This window comes from Rhodococcus sp. OK519 (genome assembly GCF_003051005.1).
Lineage (GTDB): Bacteria > Actinomycetota > Actinomycetes > Mycobacteriales > Mycobacteriaceae > Prescottella.
The window spans coordinates 1,556,768-1,577,225 of sequence record NZ_QAOW01000001.1; the positions used below are offsets into that span (position 1 = coordinate 1,556,768).

The 20,458-nt window shown below is 68.7% G+C and carries 18 protein-coding genes; 15 read left to right on the forward strand and 3 right to left on the reverse strand.

Annotated elements, in window-relative coordinates:
- The 13 genes from pheT to C8K36_RS07305 all read left to right on the forward strand — a co-directional run bounded on the left by pheT (position 1) and on the right by C8K36_RS07305 (position 15,873).
- Complete coding sequence (pheT, locus tag C8K36_RS07245; protein WP_107983636.1) at positions 1 to 2,490, forward strand: phenylalanine--tRNA ligase subunit beta; 2,490 nt, start codon at positions 1 to 3, stop codon at positions 2,488 to 2,490.
- A 67-nt stretch (positions 2,491 to 2,557) separates the two neighbouring features.
- Entirely contained in the window at positions 2,558 to 2,995 is a 438-nt protein-coding gene (locus C8K36_RS07250) for a hypothetical protein (RefSeq protein ID WP_107983637.1), read from the forward strand.
- A gap of 46 nt (positions 2,996 to 3,041) precedes the next feature.
- A complete protein-coding gene (locus C8K36_RS07255; RefSeq protein WP_258195237.1) occupies positions 3,042 to 3,821 on the forward strand; it encodes an SGNH/GDSL hydrolase family protein in 780 nt (259 codons plus the stop codon).
- 32 nt (positions 3,822 to 3,853) lie between these two features.
- Entirely contained in the window at positions 3,854 to 4,936 is a 1,083-nt protein-coding gene (gene argC, locus C8K36_RS07260) for an N-acetyl-gamma-glutamyl-phosphate reductase (RefSeq protein ID WP_107983638.1), read from the forward strand.
- Entirely contained in the window at positions 4,933 to 6,171 is a 1,239-nt protein-coding gene (gene argJ / locus C8K36_RS07265; protein WP_107983639.1) for a bifunctional glutamate N-acetyltransferase/amino-acid acetyltransferase ArgJ, read from the forward strand. Before argC ends, argJ begins: the two co-directional genes overlap by 4 nt.
- Entirely contained in the window at positions 6,168 to 7,091 is a 924-nt protein-coding gene (argB, locus tag C8K36_RS07270; protein WP_107983640.1) for an acetylglutamate kinase, read from the forward strand. Before argJ ends, argB begins: the two co-directional genes overlap by 4 nt.
- Positions 7,088 to 8,317, forward strand: a complete 1,230-nt coding sequence (locus C8K36_RS07275; protein ID WP_107983641.1) for an acetylornithine transaminase — start codon at positions 7,088 to 7,090, stop codon at positions 8,315 to 8,317. Before argB ends, C8K36_RS07275 begins: the two co-directional genes overlap by 4 nt.
- Positions 8,318 to 8,321: 4 nt before the next feature.
- Positions 8,322 to 9,260, forward strand: a complete 939-nt coding sequence (gene argF / locus C8K36_RS07280; RefSeq protein ID WP_107983642.1) for an ornithine carbamoyltransferase — start codon at positions 8,322 to 8,324, stop codon at positions 9,258 to 9,260.
- Complete coding sequence (locus tag C8K36_RS07285) at positions 9,257 to 9,775, forward strand: arginine repressor (protein ID WP_107983643.1); 519 nt, start codon at positions 9,257 to 9,259, stop codon at positions 9,773 to 9,775. The genes argF and C8K36_RS07285 overlap by 4 nt, the downstream gene beginning before the upstream one ends.
- 49 nt (positions 9,776 to 9,824) lie before the next feature.
- Complete coding sequence (locus C8K36_RS07290; RefSeq protein ID WP_107983644.1) at positions 9,825 to 11,024, forward strand: argininosuccinate synthase; 1,200 nt, start codon at positions 9,825 to 9,827, stop codon at positions 11,022 to 11,024.
- A 2-nt stretch (positions 11,025 to 11,026) separates the two neighbouring features.
- The gene (argH, locus tag C8K36_RS07295) at positions 11,027 to 12,475 is read left to right on the forward strand and encodes an argininosuccinate lyase (protein WP_107983645.1); all 1,449 of its coding nucleotides are present in this window, start codon (positions 11,027 to 11,029) and stop codon (positions 12,473 to 12,475) included.
- Positions 12,476 to 12,552: 77 nt separating this feature from the next.
- Positions 12,553 to 15,591: an acyl-CoA synthetase gene (locus C8K36_RS07300; protein WP_107983646.1), complete on the forward strand. Its 3,039-nt coding sequence runs from the start codon at positions 12,553 to 12,555 to the stop codon at positions 15,589 to 15,591.
- 63 nt (positions 15,592 to 15,654) lie between these two features.
- Positions 15,655 to 15,873 carry a Trm112 family protein gene (locus tag C8K36_RS07305; protein ID WP_107983647.1) on the forward strand — a complete coding sequence of 73 codons (219 nt, stop codon included), beginning with the start codon at positions 15,655 to 15,657 and terminating at the stop codon, positions 15,871 to 15,873.
- Here the strand turns inward: C8K36_RS07305 and C8K36_RS07310 are convergent.
- From C8K36_RS07310 to C8K36_RS07320, 3 genes are read right to left on the reverse strand one after another with little or no spacing between them, the layout of a single operon-like run.
- Positions 15,870 to 16,484: a TetR family transcriptional regulator gene (locus C8K36_RS07310; RefSeq protein ID WP_181319410.1), complete on the reverse strand. Its 615-nt coding sequence runs from the start codon at positions 16,482 to 16,484 to the stop codon at positions 15,870 to 15,872. The genes C8K36_RS07305 and C8K36_RS07310 overlap by 4 nt on opposite strands.
- Positions 16,484 to 17,245 (reverse strand): ABC transporter permease, encoded by a 762-nt coding sequence (locus C8K36_RS07315; protein WP_107983649.1) that lies wholly within the window; start codon positions 17,243 to 17,245, stop codon positions 16,484 to 16,486. The genes C8K36_RS07310 and C8K36_RS07315 overlap by 1 nt, the downstream gene beginning before the upstream one ends.
- Complete coding sequence (locus tag C8K36_RS07320; RefSeq protein WP_107983650.1) at positions 17,242 to 18,000, reverse strand: ABC transporter ATP-binding protein; 759 nt, start codon at positions 17,998 to 18,000, stop codon at positions 17,242 to 17,244. Before C8K36_RS07320 ends, C8K36_RS07315 begins: the two co-directional genes overlap by 4 nt.
- A gap of 99 nt (positions 18,001 to 18,099) precedes the next feature.
- On the opposite strand from C8K36_RS07320, the gene C8K36_RS07325 reads away from it, so the two are divergent.
- Both C8K36_RS07325 and tyrS read left to right on the forward strand, forming a co-directional pair.
- The gene (locus C8K36_RS07325; RefSeq protein ID WP_107983651.1) at positions 18,100 to 18,741 is read left to right on the forward strand and encodes a DNA-3-methyladenine glycosylase; all 642 of its coding nucleotides are present in this window, start codon (positions 18,100 to 18,102) and stop codon (positions 18,739 to 18,741) included.
- Positions 18,742 to 18,760: 19 nt separating this feature from the next.
- Positions 18,761 to 20,038: a tyrosine--tRNA ligase gene (tyrS, locus tag C8K36_RS07330; protein ID WP_107983835.1), complete on the forward strand. Its 1,278-nt coding sequence runs from the start codon at positions 18,761 to 18,763 to the stop codon at positions 20,036 to 20,038.
- Positions 20,039 to 20,458: the final 420 nt, after the last annotated feature.

The window sequence follows — 20,458 nt, forward strand, 5'->3', positions numbered from 1 at the left end:
GTGCGAGTAGCGCAATCGTGGCTGACCGAGATCCTGCAGCGGGCAACGCCCGGGTGGCAGGTGAGCCCCGAAGAACTGGACGCGGGGTTCGTCCGTGTCGGTCTCGAGGTCGAGGAGGTCGATTCCCTCGAGCCTGTGGCCGGTCCGTTGGTGGTCGGCCGGGTCCGGGAGATCACCGAACTCACCGAGTTCAAGAAGCCGATCCGTTTCTGCAAGGTGGACGTCGGAGCCGACGAGCCGCAGGAGATCGTGTGCGGCGCCCGTAATTTCGCCGAGGGCGACCTGGTGATCGCGGCGCTGCCGGGTGCCGTGCTGCCGGGCGGGTTCGCGATCGCATCTCGTAAGACGTACGGCCAGGTGTCCAACGGCATGATGTGCTCGGCGTCCGAGTTGGGTATCGGCAAGGATCACTCCGGGATCCTGGTGCTCGAGCCCGGCACGGCCGAGCCCGGCACCGACGCCAATGTGCTCTTGGGCCTCGACGACACGGTCATCGAGCTGAACATCACGCCGGACCGTGGCTACTGCTTCTCGGTGCGTGGGCTCACACGTGAGCTGGCGTGTGGCTTCGATCTGGACTTCGTCGATCCGGCCGCGGTCGCGGCGCTTCCGTCGGACGGCGGCGAGGCGTGGCCCATCGCAGTCGAGCCCGAGTCCAAGGCCACTCGCTTCACGGCGCGCCGCATCACCGGCATCGACCCGAAGGCGGTCAGCCCGTGGTGGCTGCAGCGTCGCCTGCTGATGTCGGGCGTGCGCCCGATCTCGCCGGCGGTCGACGTCACCAACTACGTGCTGCTCGAACTCGGGCAGCCGCTGCACGCGTTCGACGCGGCGAAGGTCCAGGGCGGACTCGTCGTGCGTCGTGCGCAGGCGGGGGAGAAGCTGACCACCCTCGATGGGATCGAACGGACCCTCGATCCCGAGGACGTCGTGATCGCCGACGACTCCGGTGCGGTGTCGCTCGCGGGCGTCATGGGTGGTGCCTCCACCGAGGTCCACGACGGCACCACCGACATCCTGCTCGAGTCGGCGACGTGGGATCCGCTGGCGGTGTTCAAGACGTCGCGGCGGCACAAGCTGATCAGCGAGGCGAGCAAGCGGTACGAACGCGTCGTCGATCCCGAGGTGGCGCTGCCGGCGCTCGACCGCGCGGCCGCACTGCTGGTCGAGATCGCGGGCGGCACGGTCGAACCCGTGCTGACCGATGTCGGCGCCGTGGCGCCGGCCGGGCAGATCCGGATGGACATCGACCTGCCCGACCGGGTGGCCGGGGTCGCCTACCCCAACGGCACGGCCGCGCGTCGGCTGACGCAGATCGGCTGCACCGTCGAGGTCGGCGTCAGCGAGACCGGTCACGGTCAGCTGGTCGTCACGCCTCCGTCGTGGCGCCCGGACCTGGTGCAGCCCGCCGACCTGGTCGAGGAGGTGCTGCGCCTCGAGGGGCTCGAGCAGATCCCGTCGGTGCTGCCGCACGCCCCGGCCGGTCGCGGCCTGACCCCGCAGCAGCGGCGCCGCCGCGCCGTCGGGCGCATGCTCGCCGCGTCGGGCTGCGTCGAGATCCTGCCGCCCGTGTTCCTGCCGCACGCCGTGTTCGACACCTGGGGCCTGGATGCCGACGACCCGCGTCGTGACACCACCAAGGTGCTCAACCCGCTCGAGTCGGATCGACCGGAACTGGGGACGACTCTGCTGCCGGGCATGCTCGAAGTGCTGGCACGCAACAACTCTCGCGGCCAGCGTGACCTCGCGCTGTACGGCATCGCGCAGGTGGTGCAGCGGGGCGCGGACACCAAGCCCGTCGAGGCGCTGCCGGTCGATCGCCGGCCCACCGACGAGCAGATCGCGGAACTGCAGAGATCGCTGCCGGCCCAGCCGCTGCACGTGGCCGTCGTGCTCTCGGGCATGCGTGAGCCGTCGGGCCCGTGGGGCCCGGGCCGCGCGGTCGAGGCATCGGACGCCTTCGCTGTCGTCCGGACGATCGCCGACGCTGCCGGTGTCACCGTGGAACTGCGTGCCGCGCAGTACCTTCCCTGGCACCCGGGTCGCTGCGCGGAGGTCGTGTTCGACGGCACCGTGGTCGGTCACGCCGGCGAGCTGCACCCCGCGGTGCTCGAGCGTGCGGGTCTGCCGGCCCGCACCTGCGCCGTCGAGATCGACCTCGATGCGCTGCCGATCTCCGAGGTGCTTCCGGCGCCCAAGGTCTCGCCCTTCCCGGCGGTCCTGCAGGACGTCGCTGTCGTCGTCGACACGTCGGTGCCCGCCGCGGCGGTCGAGGCGGCGCTCCGCAGCGGCGGCGGCGAACTGCTCGAGGACATCCGTCTGTTCGACGTCTTCGAAGGCGAGCAGGTGGGCGAGGGCCGCAAGTCGCTGGCGTTTGCGCTCCGTTTCCGTGGGGCCGACCGCACGCTGACCGAGGACGAGGCCAGCGCGGCCCGTGATTCGGCAGTCGCGGCGGCCACCACCGCTGTCGGGGCCGTCCTGCGCGGCTGACATCGGAGTTCGACCGGGGAGGGGCTCCTCTCGGTAGCCTGGACAGTGCTATCGAGAGGAGCCCCTCATGGTTGATTCGGACGAGACGCTCACGCGCCTGCACGGTCTGGACGACGCCGAGTTGCTGGCGGTCGTGCTTGCGGTCACGGCCGGTCGACCGGCGCTGGCTCCAATTCACGCCGCGGCATCCATGCTCGCGGCGGGCGCCGGGCACACCGCCGACGTCCCACCGGACCCGTCGCGTCCCGCCGGTCCGCCCGATGTTCCGCCGCCGACGATGATCGGTACGACTCCGCCGTCCGGCGTCGACTACACCGAAGCGGGAGTCCCGACGTTCGATCGGGTCCGCGACCGGATCGAGGAACGTTTCGGCACGGCCATCGGGTCGGAGGAACTGGAGCGCGAGAGCCGGGCCGGGCAGGACGTCGATGAGCAGTGGCAGGCGCGGGAGAAGGCAGCCCGCACCAGACTCGACGAGATTCGCCGATCGATGAACGACAGCTGAGGACACGAGGTCTAGGCTCGTCGAGCAGGCGCAACCGAGGTGAAGGGTGACCGTGTTCAGTCGATTCGTGGCGATCGGTGACAGCCAGAGTGAAGGACTCAACGACGGGGACGATCTGCGGGGCTACCGCGGCTGGGCGGACCGGCTCGCCGAGCGACTCGCGGAGATCAACCCGGAGGTGTCCTACGCCAACCTCGCGATCCGGGGCCGGTTGGCGCGCCAGGTCCGGGAGGACCAGCTGGGTCCGGCGTTGGCACTGCAACCTGACCTGGCATCTGTCGTCGCCGGGGTGAACGATCTGCTGCGTCCGAAGTTCGAACCTGTGGCAATCGCTTCGGAACTCGAGATCGCCTTCGAGGCCCTGACCGCGTCGGGTGCGCGGGTGCTGACGATGGCCTTCCCGACGCTCGGGGCCGGCATGCCGGGCGGACGCGCGATCATGGGCCGGATCTCGGCGCTGAACGCGGAGATCCGGGCGGCTGCGGAACGGCACGGCGTCGCGGTGATCGACCTCGAGGCCTACCCGGTCGCGACGGACCCCCGGCTGTGGAGTTGGGATCGCCTGCACCTCAACGAGGATGGGCACGATCGCCTCGCCGCGGCCGCCGCCACGGTGCTCGAGCTCCCCGGTACGGACCTGAGTTGGCAGGACGGCCTGGGTCCTCTCCCGCGGGTTACCGTGCAGGGCCGGATTCGTGCGGACACCGCGTGGGCGGTCCGGTTCCTCGGGCCGTGGCTGGGGCGGCGGGTGCGTGGAACGTCGTCGGGTGCGGGGCGCGTCGCGAAACGTCCGGACCTGGCACCGGTCCGAGTGGTCTCCGGATGAATAGATTTGCATGATGGTGCATAATCATCCGTATGGGTACTTCTGGAGACTCTGGAGCTACGACGGCCGGTAGCCGGTCGACGATCAAGGTCGCGATCGCAGGTGCGAGCGGTTACGCGGGCGGCGAGATTCTGCGCCTGCTGCTCGGACATCCCGCCTACCGCGACGGATCGCTGGTGATCGGTGCGCTCACGGCCGGCGGCAACGCGGGCAGCACGCTCGGCTCGCATCACCCGCATCTGCTGCCGCTGGCGGACAGGATCCTCGGCCCCACCGACATCGACAACCTGTCCGGTCACGACGTCGTCTTCCTGGGCCTGCCGCACGGCAAGTCTGCCGAGATCGCCGAACAGCTGCCGCAGTCCACCGTGATCATCGACTGTGGCGCCGACTTCCGGCTCACCGACGCGGCTGCGTGGGAGAAGTACTACGGCAGCCCGTACGCCGGGAGCTGGCCGTACGGACTGCCCGAGCTGCCGGGCGGCCGGGACAAGCTCGTCGGTGCGACGCGGATCGCGGTGCCCGGCTGCTACCCGACGGTATCCTCACTCGCGCTGGCCCCGGCCGTCGCGGCGGGTGTCGTGGAGCCGCGGGTCAACGTCGTCGCCGTCAGCGGCACGTCCGGTGCAGGCAGGGCGCCCAAGGCGGACCTGCTCGGCTCCGAGGTCATGGGCTCGGTCCGGGCCTACGCCATCGGCGGCGCACACCGGCACACGCCCGAGATCAAGCAGAACCTCTCCGCGGCCGCCGGTACCGACGTCGCGGTGTCGTTCACTCCGGTCCTCGCCCCGATGCCGCGCGGCATCCTCGCGACCTGCACCGCACCGACCACCGCGACTGCCGACGAGATCCGCGCGGTCTACGAGAAGGCGTACCGGGACGAGCCGTTCGTCCACGTGCTCCCCGCAGGCCAGCTGCCGCAGACCGGTGCCGTCGTCGGTTCGAATGCCGTACAGATCGCGGTCACCGTGGACGCTGCTGCCGGACTCCTTGTGGCGGTCGCCGCTATCGACAACCTCACCAAGGGCACCGCGGGCGGTGCCGTCCAATCCATGAACCTGGCCCTGGGCCTGCCCGAGACCGATGGTCTCTCGACTGTGGGAGTTGCTCCGTGACAACCGAATCCGACTTCGCCGACGCTATCGATATCGCCGGGGGCCGGCTCCTTCGCACTCAGGGTGTCACCGCGCCGGCAGGCTTCCGGGCCGCCGGTATCAAGGCCGGTATCAAGGTCAGCGGTCGCTCGGACCTGGCGCTGGTGTTCAACGAGGGTCCGGAACTGGCGGCGGCGGGCGTGTTCACCGCGAACAAGGTGAAGGCCGCGCCCGTTCTGTGGTCGCAGCAGGTGCTCACCACCGGACGCCTGCGGGCCGTCGTCCTGAACTCGGGTGGCGCCAACGCCTGCACCGGAGCCCCCGGCTTCCAGGACTCGCACAAGACCGCCGAGCACGTCGCCGCGTCGCTCAGCGACTGGGGTACCGAGACCGGGGCCATCGAGGTGGCCGTGTGCTCGACCGGTCTGATAGGTGACCGGCTGCCCATGGACAAGATCCTGTCGGGCGTGACCGACATCGTGCACGAACTGGCCGGCGGCATCTCCGGCGGTACCGACGCTGCGCACGCGATCATGACCACCGACACCGTTCCGAAGCAGGCCGCGCTGCACCACGCCGACAAATGGAACGTCGGCGGGATGGCCAAGGGCGCGGGCATGCTCGCACCGTCTCTCGCGACGATGCTGTGCGTGCTCACCACAGACGCCCTCGTGTCCGCGGAACAGCTCGACGAGGCGCTGCGTCATGCGACGCGGATGACGTTCGACCGGCTCGATGTCGACGGCGCCACCTCCACCAACGACACCGTCGTGCTGCTGTCGTCCGGCGCCAGCTCCGTCACCCCGTCGCAGGACGAGCTCAATGCCGCCGTGCTCGCGGTGTGCGACAGCCTCGCCGACCAGATGATGGCGGACGCCGAGGGCGTCACCAAGCGGGTCCGGGTCACCGTGAGCGGGGCCGCGTCCGAGCAGGATGCCCTCGTCGCCGCTCGCACCGTCGCCCGTGACAGCCTCGTCAAGACCGCACTGTTCGGCTCCGACCCCAACTGGGGCCGCGTCCTGGCGGCGGTCGGTATCGCTCCCATCGCCCTCGACCCGAACCGGATCACGGTGTCGTTCAACGGCGATCCCGTCTGCATCGACGGCGTCGGCGCGCCTGGCGCCCGTGAGGTGGACCTGTCGGGCATGGACATCGATCTGGTCATCGAACTCGGTGTCGGCGAGCACAGCGCGTCGATCCGGACGACGGACCTCTCGCACGCGTACGTCGAAGAGAACTCGGCGTACTCGTCGTGAGCGGCGACATCGAGAACCTGACGCCGAGCCAGAAGGCGCACGTCCTGGCGGAGGCGTTGCCGTGGCTGCAGCGCTTCCACGACAAGATCGTCGTGATCAAGTACGGCGGCAACGCCATGATCGACGACGATCTCAAGAGTGCGTTCGCGGCCGACATGGCGTTCCTCCGGACGATCGGCATCCACCCGGTCGTCGTGCACGGCGGCGGCCCGCAGATCAACGCGATGCTCACGCGCCTCGGCATGGAAGGTGAATTTCGCGGAGGTTTCCGCGTGACCACCCCTGAGGTCATGGACATCGTGCGGATGGTGCTGTTCGGGCAGGTGGGCCGTGAGCTCGTCGGCCTCATCAACGCACACGGCCCGTTTGCGGTCGGCATCTCCGGCGAGGACGCACGTCTGCTGACCGCGACCCGCCGCACCGTCCAGGTCGACGGCGAGGCGACCGACATCGGCCTGGTGGGCGACGTCACCACTGTGAATCCCGAGGCCGTGCTCGATCTCATCGCGGCCGGACGCATCCCCGTCGTGTCGACGATCGCGCCCGACGACGACGGCGTGGTGCACAACATCAACGCCGATACGGCGGCTGCGGCCATCGCCGAGGCGATCGGTGCCGAGAAGCTCGTCGTCCTCACCGACGTCGAGGGGCTCTACACCGACTGGCCCGATCGCTCGTCGTTGGCGTCCGAGATCGACGCGGCCGCACTGCGTCAGCTGCTGCCGAGCCTCGACTCCGGCATGGTCCCCAAGATGGAGGCGTGCCTGCGTGCCGTCGAGGGTGGCGTGCCGACCGCACACGTCATCGACGGCCGTGTCGCGCACGCGGTTCTGCTCGAACTCCTCACCGGCGAGGGCATCGGGACGATGGTTGTTCCCGCCCCCGTTGTCGAACTCGTCACCACGGAAGGACTGGAATGACTGCCACGACGGATCTCCAGCAGCGCTGGTCCGGCGCACTGATGAACACCTACGGCGTGCCGCGGGTGGCGCTCGTCCGTGGCGAGGGTGCGGTGGTCACCGACGCCGACGGCAAGCAGTACCTGGATCTGCTCGCCGGCATCGCCGTGAACATCCTGGGGCACGCGCACCCGGCGATCGTCTCAGCGGTCACCACCCAGCTGTCGACGCTCGGCCACGTGTCGAACCTGTACGCGAGCGAGCCGGCCGTCGAGCTGGCCGAGCACCTCCTCGCGCATCTGGGTGTCGGGGACAACGCCGGCTCCGTGACGGGCCGGGTGTTCCTGTGCAACTCAGGCACCGAGGCCAACGAGGCCGCGTTCAAGCTGGCCCGGGCCACCGGACGGCGCAAGATCATCGCCGCCGAGAAGGCGTTCCACGGCCGGACGATGGGCGCGCTCGCGCTCACAGGTCAGCCCGACAAGCGGGCACCGTTCGAGCCGATGCCGGCAGGCGTCGAGCATGTGCCTTACGGCGATCTCGAGGCGCTCGATCGGGCCGTCGACGAGGACACCGCCGCGGTGTTCCTCGAGCCGATCATGGGTGAGGGTGGCGTCGTCGTGCCGCCCGAGGGCTACCTCGCGGGCGCCCGGAAGATCACGGCTGAGCGGGGTGCACTGCTCATTCTCGACGAGGTCCAGACCGGCATCGGGCGCACCGGGTGGTTCTACGCGCACCAGGCGGCCGGCATCGTGCCCGACGTCATGACGCTCGCGAAGGGACTGGGCGGTGGCATGCCGATCGGCGCGTGCATCGCGACCGGCGCGGCCGCCGAACTCTTCGGCCCCGGTAAGCACGGCACCACGTTCGGTGGCAACCCGGTGTGCTCGTCGGCTGCCCTCGCGGTACTGAAGACGATCGCCGCCGAGGACCTGCTCTCGCACGCGGACAACTTGGGCAAGGTGCTCTCCGCTGGAATCGAGGGTCTCGCGCATCCGCTCGTCGACCATGTCCGCGGCTCGGGCCTGCTGCTCGGTGTCGTGCTCACCGACGATGTCGCGCCCGCAGTCGAGACCGCCGCTCGCGATGCCGGGTACCTGATCAATGCTGCACAGCCGGGCGTGGTCCGGTTGGCCCCCCCGCTGATCCTCACCGAGGAGCAGGCGGAAGGATTCGTCGCGGCGCTGCCGTCGATCCTGGATACCGCAGTTGCGGCGTCGGAAGCTTCCTCACAAGGAGACAAGTAGTTCCATGACCGTTCGACACTTCTTGAGGGACGACGACCTGACCCCGGCCGAGCAGGCCGAGGTCTTGGCGCTCGCCCACGAGCTCAAGGCGAACCCGTTCTCGCGGCGGCCGCTCGACGGTCCGCGTGGAGTCGGCGTCATCTTCGACAAGAACTCGACCCGCACGCGCTTCTCGTTCGAGATGGGAATCGCGCAGCTGGGCGGCCATGCCGTCGTCGTCGACGGCAGCAAGACCCAGCTGGGTCGTGAGGAGACCCTGCAGGACACCGGACGGGTCCTGTCGCGATTCGTCGACGCGGTCGTCTGGCGCACGTTCGGCCAGGAGCGCCTCGACCAGATGGCCGAGGGTGCGACGGTCCCGATCGTCAACGCGCTCTCGGACCAGTTCCACCCGTGCCAGGTGCTCGCCGATCTGCAGACGCTCGCCGAGCGCAAGGGCGAGCTGAAGGGCCTGAAGCTGACCTACCTCGGCGACGGCGCCAACAATATGGCCCATTCGCTGCTGCTCGGCGGCGTCACGGCCGGGGTGCACGTCACGATCGCGGCTCCGGTCGGGTTCGGGCCGGATCAGGAGGTCGTGGATGCGGCGCGGGTTCGGGCGGAGCAGACCGGCGCGATGATCACGATCACCGACGATCCGCAGTCCGCGGTCGTCGGCGCCGACGCGCTCGTCACCGACACCTGGACGTCCATGGGGCAGGAGGAGGACGGTCTCGACCGTGTCGGACCGTTCCGGCCGTTCCAGATCAACGCCGACCTGGTCGCGAAGGCCGCGCCCGACGCCGTCGTCCTGCACTGTCTGCCCGCGCACCGCGGCGAGGAGATCACCGACGAGGTGCTCGACGGCCCGCAGTCCGGTGCGTGGGACGAGGCGGAGAACCGCCTGCACGCGCAGAAGGCCCTGCTCGTCTGGCTGCTCGAACGCGCCGGGTCGCGGCCGTGATCTCCGCCCCGGGCCCGGTCCCTGCGCAGCCCGCCGCTGCCGTCGCGCACACGCGCGCCGGCCGGCAGGCGAGGATCACCGCTCTCGTCTCGGAGCGGCACATCCGCAGTCAGGCCGAACTCGCAGCGCTGCTGGGCGCCGAGGGCATCGAGGTGTCGAACGCGACCCTCTCGCGTGACCTCGAGGAACTCGGCGCGGTCAAGCTGCGCGCCGCGGACGGCGGGGCCGGGGTGTACGTGGTGCCGGAGGACGGTTCGCCCGTGCGTGGCGTGTCCGGCGGCACCGACCGGCTGTCCCGGCTGCTCGGCGAGCTGCTGGTGTCGACAGATGCCAGCGGGAACCTCGCCGTGCTGCGCACCCCGCCGGGGGCCGCGCACTACCTGGCCAGTGCGCTCGATCGGGCGTCTCTGCCCGACGTCGTCGGCACTATCGCGGGCGACGACACCATCCTCGTCGTGGCGCGCGAGCCGCTCACCGGAGCAGAGCTTGCCGCGGCGATAGAGCGCCTGGCCTGACCACTAGACTCTTTCTCGAACACTTCGATTTCTAAGGAGCACACACACCATGGCTGAACGCGTCGTACTCGCCTACTCCGGCGGGCTGGACACCTCGGTGGCCATCAGCTGGATCGGCAAGGAGACCGGCAAAGAGGTCGTCGCCGTCGCCATCGATCTCGGCCAGGGCGGCGAGGACATGGAGGTCGTGCGTCAGCGTGCCCTCGACTGCGGCGCCGTCGAGTCGGTCGTGGTGGATGCGCGTGACGAGTTCGCGAACGAGTACTGCCTGCCGACCATCCAGGCCAACGCGCTGTACATGGACCGCTACCCGCTGGTCTCGGCCATCAGCCGCCCGCTGATCGTCAAGCACATCGTCGAGGCCGCGCGTGCGCACGGCGGCACCGTCGTCTCGCACGGCTGCACCGGCAAGGGCAACGACCAGGTCCGCTTCGAGGTCGGCTTCGGCGCCCTCGCGCCCGACCTCGAGGTCATCGCGCCGGTCCGCGACTACGCGTGGACCCGCGAGAAGGCGATCGCCTTCGCCGAGGAGAACAACATCCCGATCAACGTCTCGAAGCGCTCGCCGTTCTCGATCGACCAGAACGTGTGGGGCCGCGCCGTCGAGACCGGGTTCCTCGAGGACCTGTGGAACGCTCCCACCAAGGACGTCTACGACTACACGCAGGATCCGACACTCAACTGGAACGCCCCCGACGAGCTGATCGTCAGCTTCGAGGCCGGCAAGCCGGTTGCGATCGATGGCAGGCCCGTCACCGTGCTCGAGGCCATCCAGGAGCTCAACAAGCGCGCGGGCGCGCAGGGTGTCGGTCGCCTCGACGTCGTCGAGGACCGCCTCGTCGGCATCAAGAGCCGTGAGATCTACGAGGCCCCGGGCGCGATGGTCCTCATCACCGCCCACCAGGAGCTCGAGCACGTCACCCTCGAGCGCGAGCTGGGCCGCTACAAGCGTCAGATGGAGCAGCGCTGGAGCGAGCTGGTCTACGACGGCCTGTGGTTCTCGCCCCTCAAGGACGCGCTCGACTCGTTCGTCGCGAAGACCCAGGAGCGGGTTACGGGCGACATCCGCCTGTTCCTGCACGGTGGCGCGATCACCGTCAACGGCCGCCGCAGCCCCGAGTCGCTGTACGACTTCAACCTCGCGACCTACGACGAGGGTGACTCGTTCGACCAGTCGTACGCGAAGGGCTTCGTCAACATCCACGGCCTGTCCTCCAAGGTCGCGGCGAAGCGCGACCTGGGCCTCTGATCGTGACCGCCCAGAGCAACACCGGGGGTGCTCCGCACCAGGGCACCAACGAGGGTGCCCTGTGGGGCGGCCGGTTCGAGTCCGGACCGGCCGCGGCCATGGCGGCCCTGAGCAAGTCGACGCACTTCGACTGGGTTCTGGCCCCGTACGACGTGCGGGCGTCGCAGGCGCATGCCAAGGTCCTGCACAAGGCCGGCCTCCTCAGCGAGGCCGACCTGGCGACGATGCTCGACGGCCTCACCCGGCTCGGTGACGACGTCGCTTCCGGCGCGTTCGGGCCGGCGGAATCCGACGAGGACGTGCACGGCACTCTCGAGCGTGGGCTCATCGAGCGCGTGGGCCCCGAGGTCGGTGGACGACTGCGTGCCGGTCGGTCCCGCAACGATCAGGTGGCCACGCTGTTCCGCATGTGGCTGCGTGACGCGGTCCGGCGGGTCGCCGACGGTGTGCTCGACGTTGTCGACGCGCTCGCGACCCAGGCCGCCGCGCATCCCGACGCCGTCATGCCGGGCAAGACACACCTGCAGGCTGCGCAGCCGGTGCTGCTGGCGCACCACCTGCTCGCGCACACGCATCCGCTGCTGCGCGACGTCGCGCGTCTGCGCGACTTCGACAAGCGGGCCGCGGTGTCCCCGTACGGTTCCGGTGCACTCGCGGGGTCGTCGCTGGGGTTGGACCCCGACGCGATCGCCGCGGAGCTGAAGTTCGATTCAGCGGCCGAGAACTCGATCGACGCAACGTCGTCCCGCGACTTCGCGGCCGAGGCCGCGTTCGTGTTCGCGATGATTGCGGTCGACCTGTCCCGGATGGCCGAAGAGGTCATCATCTGGAGCACACCGGAATTCGGGTACATCACGCTGGCCGACGCATGGTCGACCGGTTCGTCGATCATGCCGCAGAAGAAGAATCCGGACGTCTCCGAGCTCACGCGCGGCAAGGCCGGACGGCTGATCGGCAACGTCACCGGTCTGCTGGCCACGCTCAAGGCGCAGCCGCTCGCGTACAACCGCGATCTGCAGGAGGACAAGGAGCCGGTCTTCGACTCGGTGGCTCAGCTCGAGTTGCTGCTGCCGGCGATCACCGGGCTGGTCTCGACGCTCGAGTTCCATACCGACAGGATGGCGGAGCTGGCCCCGGCCGGGTTCACGCTCGCCACCGACATCGCGGAATGGATGGTGCGTCAGGGCGTTCCGTTCCGAGTGGCGCACGAGGCCGCGGGTGCGTGTGTCCGTGTCGCGGAGGCACGCGGTGTGGGCCTCGACGAGCTCACCGACGAGGAGTTGGCCGCGGTTGATCCGTCGCTGACTCCTGCGGTGCGTGAGGTGCTCACCGTTCACGGCTCGATCGCCTCACGAAACGCGCGTGGCGGCACCGCCGGAATCCGGGTCGCCGAGCAGTTGGGCGGCGTGCGGGCGTCGGCGAACACGTTGCGTGAGTGGACCCGCGCCTGACGAGAATCGAAGATCGACTCGGTGTAACCCCGCGTCCACAAGCACAGTAGTGTGGAAGGCTCATCGAACAGGATGTGATGCAAGTCACGATGAGTTGGTGGGGGAGTGCACTGGTGAGTCTGAGCTCCGACTACGTGGTGGGTTCGCTTCGGCGGGCAGTCGCCACGGCGCAGAACGGCCTCGAGGTGGTTCGACTCGGCGGTCTGGAGACGGGCGCGACGCCTTCCCCGTTCCAGATCGTCGAGCGCGCACCGATGTATCGCCTGCGCCGATACTTCCCGGACACGGACACGGACACGGACACGGAGCCGGCGGAGGCCGGGCCGCCGATCGTGCTGGTGCCGCCGATGATGATGTCCGCGGACGTGTACGACGTCACGCGCGACCAGGGCGCGGTCGGCATCCTGCACGAGATGGGCATCGACCCGTGGGTCGTGGACTTCGGTTCGCCGGATTCTGAGGAGGGCGGCTGGGACCGCACGCTCGCCGACCACATCGTTGCGATCAGTGAGATCGTCGACCGTGTCCACGAGCACACCGGACGCGACGTCCACCTGTCGGGCTACTCGCAGGGCGGGATGTTCTGCTACCAGGCGGCGGCGTACCGCCGGTGCCGCAACGTCGCGAGCCTCGTCACGTTCGGCGCCCCCGTCGACACCCTGGCGGCGTTGCCGTTCAACATCCCCGCGGGACTTGCGACCAAGGGCGCGGACCTGCTTGCCGACCACGTCTTCAATCGACTCTCCATTGCAGGTTGGATGGCACGCACCGGTTTCCAGTTGCTGGATCCGGTCAAGTCCGCGAAGTCCCGCGTCGACTTCCTCCGTCAGTTGCACGATCGGGATGCGCTGCTTCCGCGCGAACAGCAGCGCCGGTTCCTGGCGCAGGACGGCTGGGTCGCATGGTCCGGACCGGCCGTCGCGGAGTTACTCAAGCAGTTCATCGTCCACAACCGGATGATGACCGGCGGGTTCGTCATCAAGGACACCGCCGTCAGCCTGGCCGAGTTGTCGTGTCCGATCCTCGCGTTCATCGGCGAGGTCGACGACATCGGCCAGCCCCTGGCGGTGCGCGGCATCAAGCGGGCTGCGCCCCGCGCGGAGGCGTTCGAGTCGACTTTGCGTGCAGGCCATTTCGGTCTGGTGGTCGGATCGGCCGCTGCGTCCCGCACATGGCCCACCACCGGAGAGTGGGTGCTCTGGCGGGAAGGCGCCGGCGCGCGACCCGAGGCCGTAGACGTGATGATTCACGACGAGCCGTCGGGCAACGACAGTGGCGTCAGCATCGCCAATCGCATCACCCATACGGTCGCGTCGATCGCGGAAGTCGGTGTCGGGGTGGGGAAGGGCATCGCCGACCTCGCGACCGACACCCTGCGTGGGACCCGCGAGATCTCGATCGAGGCCGCCCGCGCGCTGCCGCGTCTGGCCCGGCTCGGACAGTTGCAGCCGCACTCGCGGATCTCGCTCGGACTGCTGCTCGCGGAGCAGGGCCGGCAGGCGCCCGGGGGCGAGTGCTTCCTGTTCGACGACCGGGTCCACACCAATGCTGCGGTCAACACCCGGATCGACAACGTCGTACGCGGACTCATCCACGCCGGCATCCGGCCCGCGAACCACGTCGGCGTCCTCATGGAGACCCGTCCCAGTGCGTTGGTCGCGATCGCGGCACTGTCCCGTCTCGGCGCCGTGGCCGTGCTGCTGCCGCCCGGCGGAGATCTCGACGAGGCGATCCGCCTGGGTCGTGTCGACCGGATCGTCGTCGACCCGGACAACCTCGAGGACGCTGTCGCGACCGGCAAGAAGGTCCTGGTGCTCGGTGGCGGCGAGTTCCGCGGTCTCGCGGTGGAACTCGGCCCCGACGTCGTCGACCTCGAGCAGGTCGACCCCGACGCGGTGACCCTCCCGGGGTGGTACCGCCCGGATCCCGGTCTGGCGCGCGAACTCGCGTTCGTGATCTTCAGCGGATCGTGTGGCAGCCTCGAGGCCAAGTTCATCACCAACTATCGGTGGGGGCTGTCGGCGTTCGGCACGGCCTCCGCCGCGTCCCTCAGCCGCGGCGACACCGTGTACTGTCTCGCGCCGCTCCATCATTCGTCGGGGCTGATGGCGACTATCGGTGGAGCGGTCGCCGGCGGCGCACGCATCGCGCTGTCGCGCGGCCTCGATCCAGAGCGCTTCGCGGAGGAGATCCACCGCTACGGCGTCACGGTCGTCAGCTACACGTGGACCATGATGCGCGAGATCCTCGAGGCGAAGTCGCTTCCCCTCGACGAGGGGCATCCGGTTCGGCTGTTCATCGGTTCGGGTATGCCGCCCGGCCTGTGGCGCCGGATCACCGACAGGTTCGCGCCGGCCAGAGTGCTCGAGTTCTACGCGTCCACCGAGGGCGACGTCGTGCTGGTCAACGTTTCCGGCGCGAAGGTCGGTTCCAAGGGGCGGCCGTTGCCCGGCAGCGCCGAGGTGCGCGTCGGCGCATACGACCCGATCGAAGGGCGACTGCTCGAGGATGCCCGGGGCTTCGTACGCGAGTGCGAGGACGACGAGGTCGGCCTGCTCCTCGGTCGCCCCGGCGCCCGGGCGGAGGCGGGACCCGGCGTGATGCGAGGGGTGTTCGCGGCCGGCGATGCCTGGGTGCCGACGGAGAACCTCTTCCGGCGTGACGCGGACGGCGACTACTGGCTCGTCGACCACAAGCGGACCGTCATCGACGCGGCCCGCGGGCCGGTGTTCACGCAGCCGATCGTCGACGTGCTCGGCGAGATGCCGCAGGTGGATCTCGCTGTCGCCTACGGTGTTCGAACAGGCGACCATCAAGTGGCTGTTGCCGCGATCACGGTGCACGACGGCCGGGTGCCGACCGCCGCGGAGGTCACCGCCGCACTCGGATCGTTGCCGATCTCGGAGTGCCCGGACATTGTCCATGTGGTGGATCGGATACCGCTGGGCGCGTCGTACCGGCCGCGTTCCACGGAGTTGCAGGTCGCCGGCCTGCCCAAGCCCAGTGTTCGATCGTGGTACCTCGACACCGCGACCGGCCGGTACAAGCGTTTCACCAAGGCCGTCGCGGCCCGTCTCGACGACCGTCCGGCGGGTCCCGGTGGGGTGCCCGCGTAACACGCGCGGTTCCGACTTGTAGCCTGGACCGGCCGAGATTCCGGACGGCCCGAGAGGACTGAAGTGGCTATTGATCCCACCCTGCTCAGCATTCTGGCGTGCCCGCAGGACAAGGGGCCGTTGCTGTTGATCGGCGACGAAGTGCTCTACAACCCACGGTTGCGCCGCGCTTACCCGATCGAGAACGGTATTCCGGTGCTGCTCATCGACGAGGCGCGTGACGTGACCGACGCCGAACACGATGATTTCGTCGCGCGCGGTGCCGCCTCCGACACAGACTAGACAGGCGGATCGAGCGGTCCGGTGAGATAGCGCTGCAGCGTCGGCGCGATCAACCGAACCGCTCGTTCCGTCGGTAGCGCTCGTAGGGCGTCGATGCCGAGAAGATGACGGGTCACGAACAGTCCCGTCATCTGAGATGCGACGAGTGCCACCCGCAATAGCCCAGATCCGGGTGGTGAGTCGACTCGCACGGCGATGTCCTTCAGGGCGACGTCGAGGAGGAAACTGCGCACGAGGTTCTCGTCGCCGCTGGTCAGTGCCGACCGCACAGCCGCCACCACCGCCGGCTGGTGGACGGAGTCCCATACGCCGATCACGGTGCGGGCCAACGTCTCACCCAAGTTGTCGACCGGAGCGGCTTCGAGCGTCGCGAGCACCGTGTCCGGATCGAGTGGAAGCTCGATGGCGTCGACGAGTAGACGCCGCTTGGTTCCGAAGTAATGGTGGACGAGTGCGGAGTCGACGCCGGCCTCCGATGCGATCGAGCGGATCGTCGTATGATCGAACCCCTTGCCTGCGAACTGATTTCGTGCAGCCTGGAGTATCCGATCCCGGGTGTTCGCGTGTCCCGGGCGCCGACCCGGGCGCGTCGGTGTCGCGGGATCGGTCATCACGGTGTCCTGCGACGCAGGGTGGCGGCGCCGAGACAGAGCGCGACGACCACGAACAGCGCGACGATCCCGAGGTCCCGCCACATCAGACCGGTGGTGCCCGGGTGGGTGGCGACCTGTTGCAGCGCCTCCACCGCGTAGCTGAGGGGGAGGACGTTGCTGATCCACTCCAACCACTGCGGTAGTTGGTCCCGCGGCACGAGCAGTCCGCAGAGCAGGAGTTGCGGGATGACGATGACGGGCATGAACTGCACCGCCTGGAACTCGGTGCGCGCGAACGCGCTGCACAACAACCCCAGCGAGACGCCGAGAACCGCGTTGACCACTGCGATGAGCAGCACCCAGAACACGTTGCCCTCGGTCGTGAGGCCGAGGAAGCCGAACGCGACTGCACATGCCAGGCCGGCCTGCGCGGCGGCGGCGATGGAGAACGCGGTCCCGTAGCCGGCCAACAGATCGAGCTTCGACAGCGGCGTGGTGAGCAGACGTTCGAGCGTGCCCGAACTACGTTCGCGCTGCATTGCGATCGACGTCACCAGGAACATGACGATGAACGGGATGATGCCCAGCATCGTGATCGCGATCCGGTCGAACAGCGAAATCTGGCCGGGAGGCGTCGGGACGTTCTGATAGAGGAAGTACAGAAGCACCATGAGCAGCGAGGGCACGAACAGGATCATCGCGACGGTGCGTCGGTCGACCCGCAACTGGCGGAGGATCCGCGTCGTGCTCGACGCGTAGATGCGCGGGGTGAGGATCATGGCTCGACCCCGATCTTCTGCTCGCGGATGAGGGCGAGGAACGCCTCCTCGAGGTTCGACCGCCCGGTCCGCCGGCGAAGCTCGTCCGGGGGCACGTGAGCGAGGATGCGGCCGTCCCGCATGAGGACGAGGTTTTCGCAGTGGTCGGCTTCGTCCATCACGTGGCTCGAGACGAGGAGCGTCGTGCCCGACGCAGCCAGCGTGGCGAAGTGATCCCACAGGTCGGCCCGCAGCACCGGGTCGAGCCCGACGGTCGGTTCGTCGAGCACGAGTAGTGCGGGCCCGGCCACCAGCGCGCACGCGAGCGACACCCGTCCCAGCTGACCGCCCGAGAGGTCGCCGGCTCGATGGTTCACGTGGGTCGTCAGCCCCACGGCGTCGATCGTCTCGGCGACGGCGTCGTGTCCGCGACCGTAGAGCGCTGCAAAGTACCGGACGTTGTCACGAATCGTCAGGTCGAGGTACACGCTGGGCGCCTGCGTGACGTAGCCGACGCGCTTGCGGAGTCCAGCCGATCCTGCCGCCTGGCCCAGTACCGTCACCGTTCCCGACTCGACGATCTGGGTGCCCACGATGCACCGCATCAGCGTCGTCTTCCCGCAGCCGGACGGGCCGAGCAATCCGGTGATCGAACCTCGCGGAATGGTCAGGTCGATGTCCCGAAGCGCGGGAGCGCCGCCCCGTCGTACCTGCAGTGCGCGTACCTCGATCGCCGGTGCCGCGTTCCCCGGGTCGCTGGTCCTGGCATCCGTCATGTCGACCTCGATTCACCGTCCGATGAACTCATCGTGTGATGAATTCTTCGCCCGGCCGGAGCCCACGGTCAATGGTTTCCGTCGGGTACGCGGGTTTCGATGTCGTATACGTGGACAATCGTCACCGTGACCGACCGACGATCGATCCTGCGTGACGCGGGCAGCCCGATCGACGCCGCGCGCCGCATCCTCGGGAGCACGCTCGTTGTCGGCGCAGTGCAGGCCCGCATCGTGGAGGTCGAGGCCTACGGCGGTGATCCTTCCGGCCCGTGGCCCGACCCGGCGGCGCATTCGTTCCGTGGCCCTAACCCCCGGAACGCGGTCATGTTCGGGCCCGCGGGCCACCTGTACGTCTACCGCAGCTACGGGATGCACTTCTGCGCCAACGTCTCGTACGGACCCGAAGGGGTGGCCGGGGGAGTGTTGCTGCGGGCGGCCGAGATCCTCGAGGGCCACGAACTGGTGGCGTCGCGACGGCCGGGAGTCCGACGGCACTTCGACGCCGCGCGTGGGCCGGGCAATCTGGGTTCGGCGCTGGGGCTGACGCTCGACGACGACGGCCTCGATCTGTTCGGTGAGGACGCGGGAGTGAGTCTCGAACTGGGCGAAGCGACCGATTGCGGTAGTGGTCCACGCGTGGGGATCTCCGTGGCGTCGGACTGGCCGTGGCGGCTGTGGATTCCCGGATCGCCCGCGGTGTCGGCCTATCGCCGCAGCCCGCGCGCACCTGCCCCCACCTGACGGTGGGATGATCGGATGCGTGACTGAGAACATCCTTGACGAACTGACCTGGCGGGGGCTCATCGCCCAGTCGACCGATCTGGACGCATTGCGTCGTGAGACCGAGGCCGGTCCAGTCACGTTGTATGCCGGGTTCGATCCCACCGGCCCGAGCCTGCATGCCGGGCACCTGGTGCCGTTGCTCGCGCTCAAGCGCTTCCAGCGGGCCGGCCACCGTCCGATCGTCCTGGCCGGCGGTGCCACCGGCATGATCGGCGATCCGCGTGATGTCGGGGAGCGGGTCATGAACACCGCGGACACCGTTGCCGACTGGGCCGATCGCATCCGCTCGCAGCTCGAGCGTTTCGTCGACTTCGACGAGTCGCCGACCGGCGCAGTGATCGAGAACAACGCCAACTGGACGTCGAAGCTGACGGCGATCGACTTCCTCCGCGACATCGGCAAGCACTTCTCGGTGAACGTGATGCTGGCGCGCGACACCGTCAAACGTCGTCTGGAATCCGACGGCATCTCGTACACGGAATTCAGCTACATGCTGCTGCAGGCGAACGACTTCGTACACCTGCGCCGCAACTACGGCTGCGCGTTGCAGGTGGGCGGCTCCGATCAGTGGGGCAACATCATCGCGGGAGTCGACCTCAACCGGAAGCTCGACGGGGTATCCGTGCACGCCATGACCGTGCCACTGGTGACCTCCGCCGACGGCAAGAAGTTCGGCAAGTCCACCGGTGGCGGCAGCCTGTGGCTCGATCCCGAGATGACGAGCCCGTACGCCTGGTACCAGTACTTCGTGAACACCGGGGACGCCGACGTCATGCGCTACCTGCGCTGGTTCACGTTCCTCACCCAGGACGAGCTCGCCGAGCTCGAGACCGCGACTGCCGAACGTCCGCAGGCGCGGGAAGCCCAGCGTCGTCTCGCGGCGGAGATGACGACACTCGTGCACGGCCAGGCGAACACCGACGCGGTCGAACTCGCCAGCAAGGCATTGTTCGGACGCGCGGAGCTCGCCGACCTGGACGAATCCACTCTCGGGTCCGCGCTGAAGGAAGCCTCGATCGCAGAGGTCGCCGCGAACGAACCGCACACGATCATCGACCTCCTTGTCGCGAGCGGGCTGTGCGACACCAAGGGTGCGGCACGTCGCACGGTCAAGGAGGGCGGCGCGTACGTCAACAACCAGCGCGTCGAGGCCGACGACTGGGCGCCCGAGTCCTCGGATCTGCTGCACGGCCAGTGGCTGGTGATCCGTCGCGGACGCAAGAACTTCGCAGGCATCAAGGTGCTCGCCGGCTGACGTGTCCGGCGTCACCATGAGTGTTTTCGGCCCGAACGGGACGGGGTCGACCCCGTCCCGTTCGGCCTACCTGCAGGTTTGCGATCCTGCACCGATGCCATCCAGCTCTGACCTGGCAATTTGGCGTTGAGGGGATCGGGCCCGTAACTTAGTCCAGGTCAGAGCGACACGGACACCGACCCGGACGCGATCTTCACAGGTCAGCGAGGGAAAACGAGGTTGTACGGGGAGCGCCTGATACTCCCGGAAGTTGCTTTTCTTCTCTCGTGTAGGGTTGTGGAGCGCCTTCGGGTGGCCGAGAAAGTGCCGGATTTGCTTCCGGTGCGGGATCGGGTTAGGCTGGAACGGTTGCCCCGGAGCGAGAAATCTTAGGGTTTCGAGTGATGGTGTGCGCGTGTTCTTTGAGAACTCAACAGTGTG

Excerpts from the sequence above, each read along its gene's own strand:
- C8K36_RS07250 (WP_107983637.1), top strand. The coding sequence starts at position 2,558 with ATGGTTGATTCGGACGAGACGCTCACGCGCCTGCACGGTCTGGACGAC.
- argC (WP_107983638.1), top strand. The coding sequence starts at position 3,854 with ATGGGTACTTCTGGAGACTCTGGAGCTACGACGGCCGGTAGCCGGTCG.
- C8K36_RS07275 (WP_107983641.1), top strand. The coding sequence starts at position 7,088 with ATGACTGCCACGACGGATCTCCAGCAGCGCTGGTCCGGCGCACTGATG.
- argF (WP_107983642.1), top strand. The coding sequence starts at position 8,322 with ATGACCGTTCGACACTTCTTGAGGGACGACGACCTGACCCCGGCCGAG.
- C8K36_RS07290 (WP_107983644.1), top strand. The coding sequence starts at position 9,825 with ATGGCTGAACGCGTCGTACTCGCCTACTCCGGCGGGCTGGACACCTCG.
- C8K36_RS07300 (WP_107983646.1), top strand. The coding sequence starts at position 12,553 with ATGCAAGTCACGATGAGTTGGTGGGGGAGTGCACTGGTGAGTCTGAGC.
- C8K36_RS07310 (WP_181319410.1), bottom strand. The coding sequence starts at position 16,484 with ATGACCGATCCCGCGACACCGACGCGCCCGGGTCGGCGCCCGGGACAC.
- C8K36_RS07315 (WP_107983649.1), bottom strand. The coding sequence starts at position 17,245 with ATGATCCTCACCCCGCGCATCTACGCGTCGAGCACGACGCGGATCCTC.
- C8K36_RS07320 (WP_107983650.1), bottom strand. The coding sequence starts at position 18,000 with ATGACGGATGCCAGGACCAGCGACCCGGGGAACGCGGCACCGGCGATC.
- C8K36_RS07325 (WP_107983651.1), top strand. The coding sequence starts at position 18,100 with ATGTCGTATACGTGGACAATCGTCACCGTGACCGACCGACGATCGATC.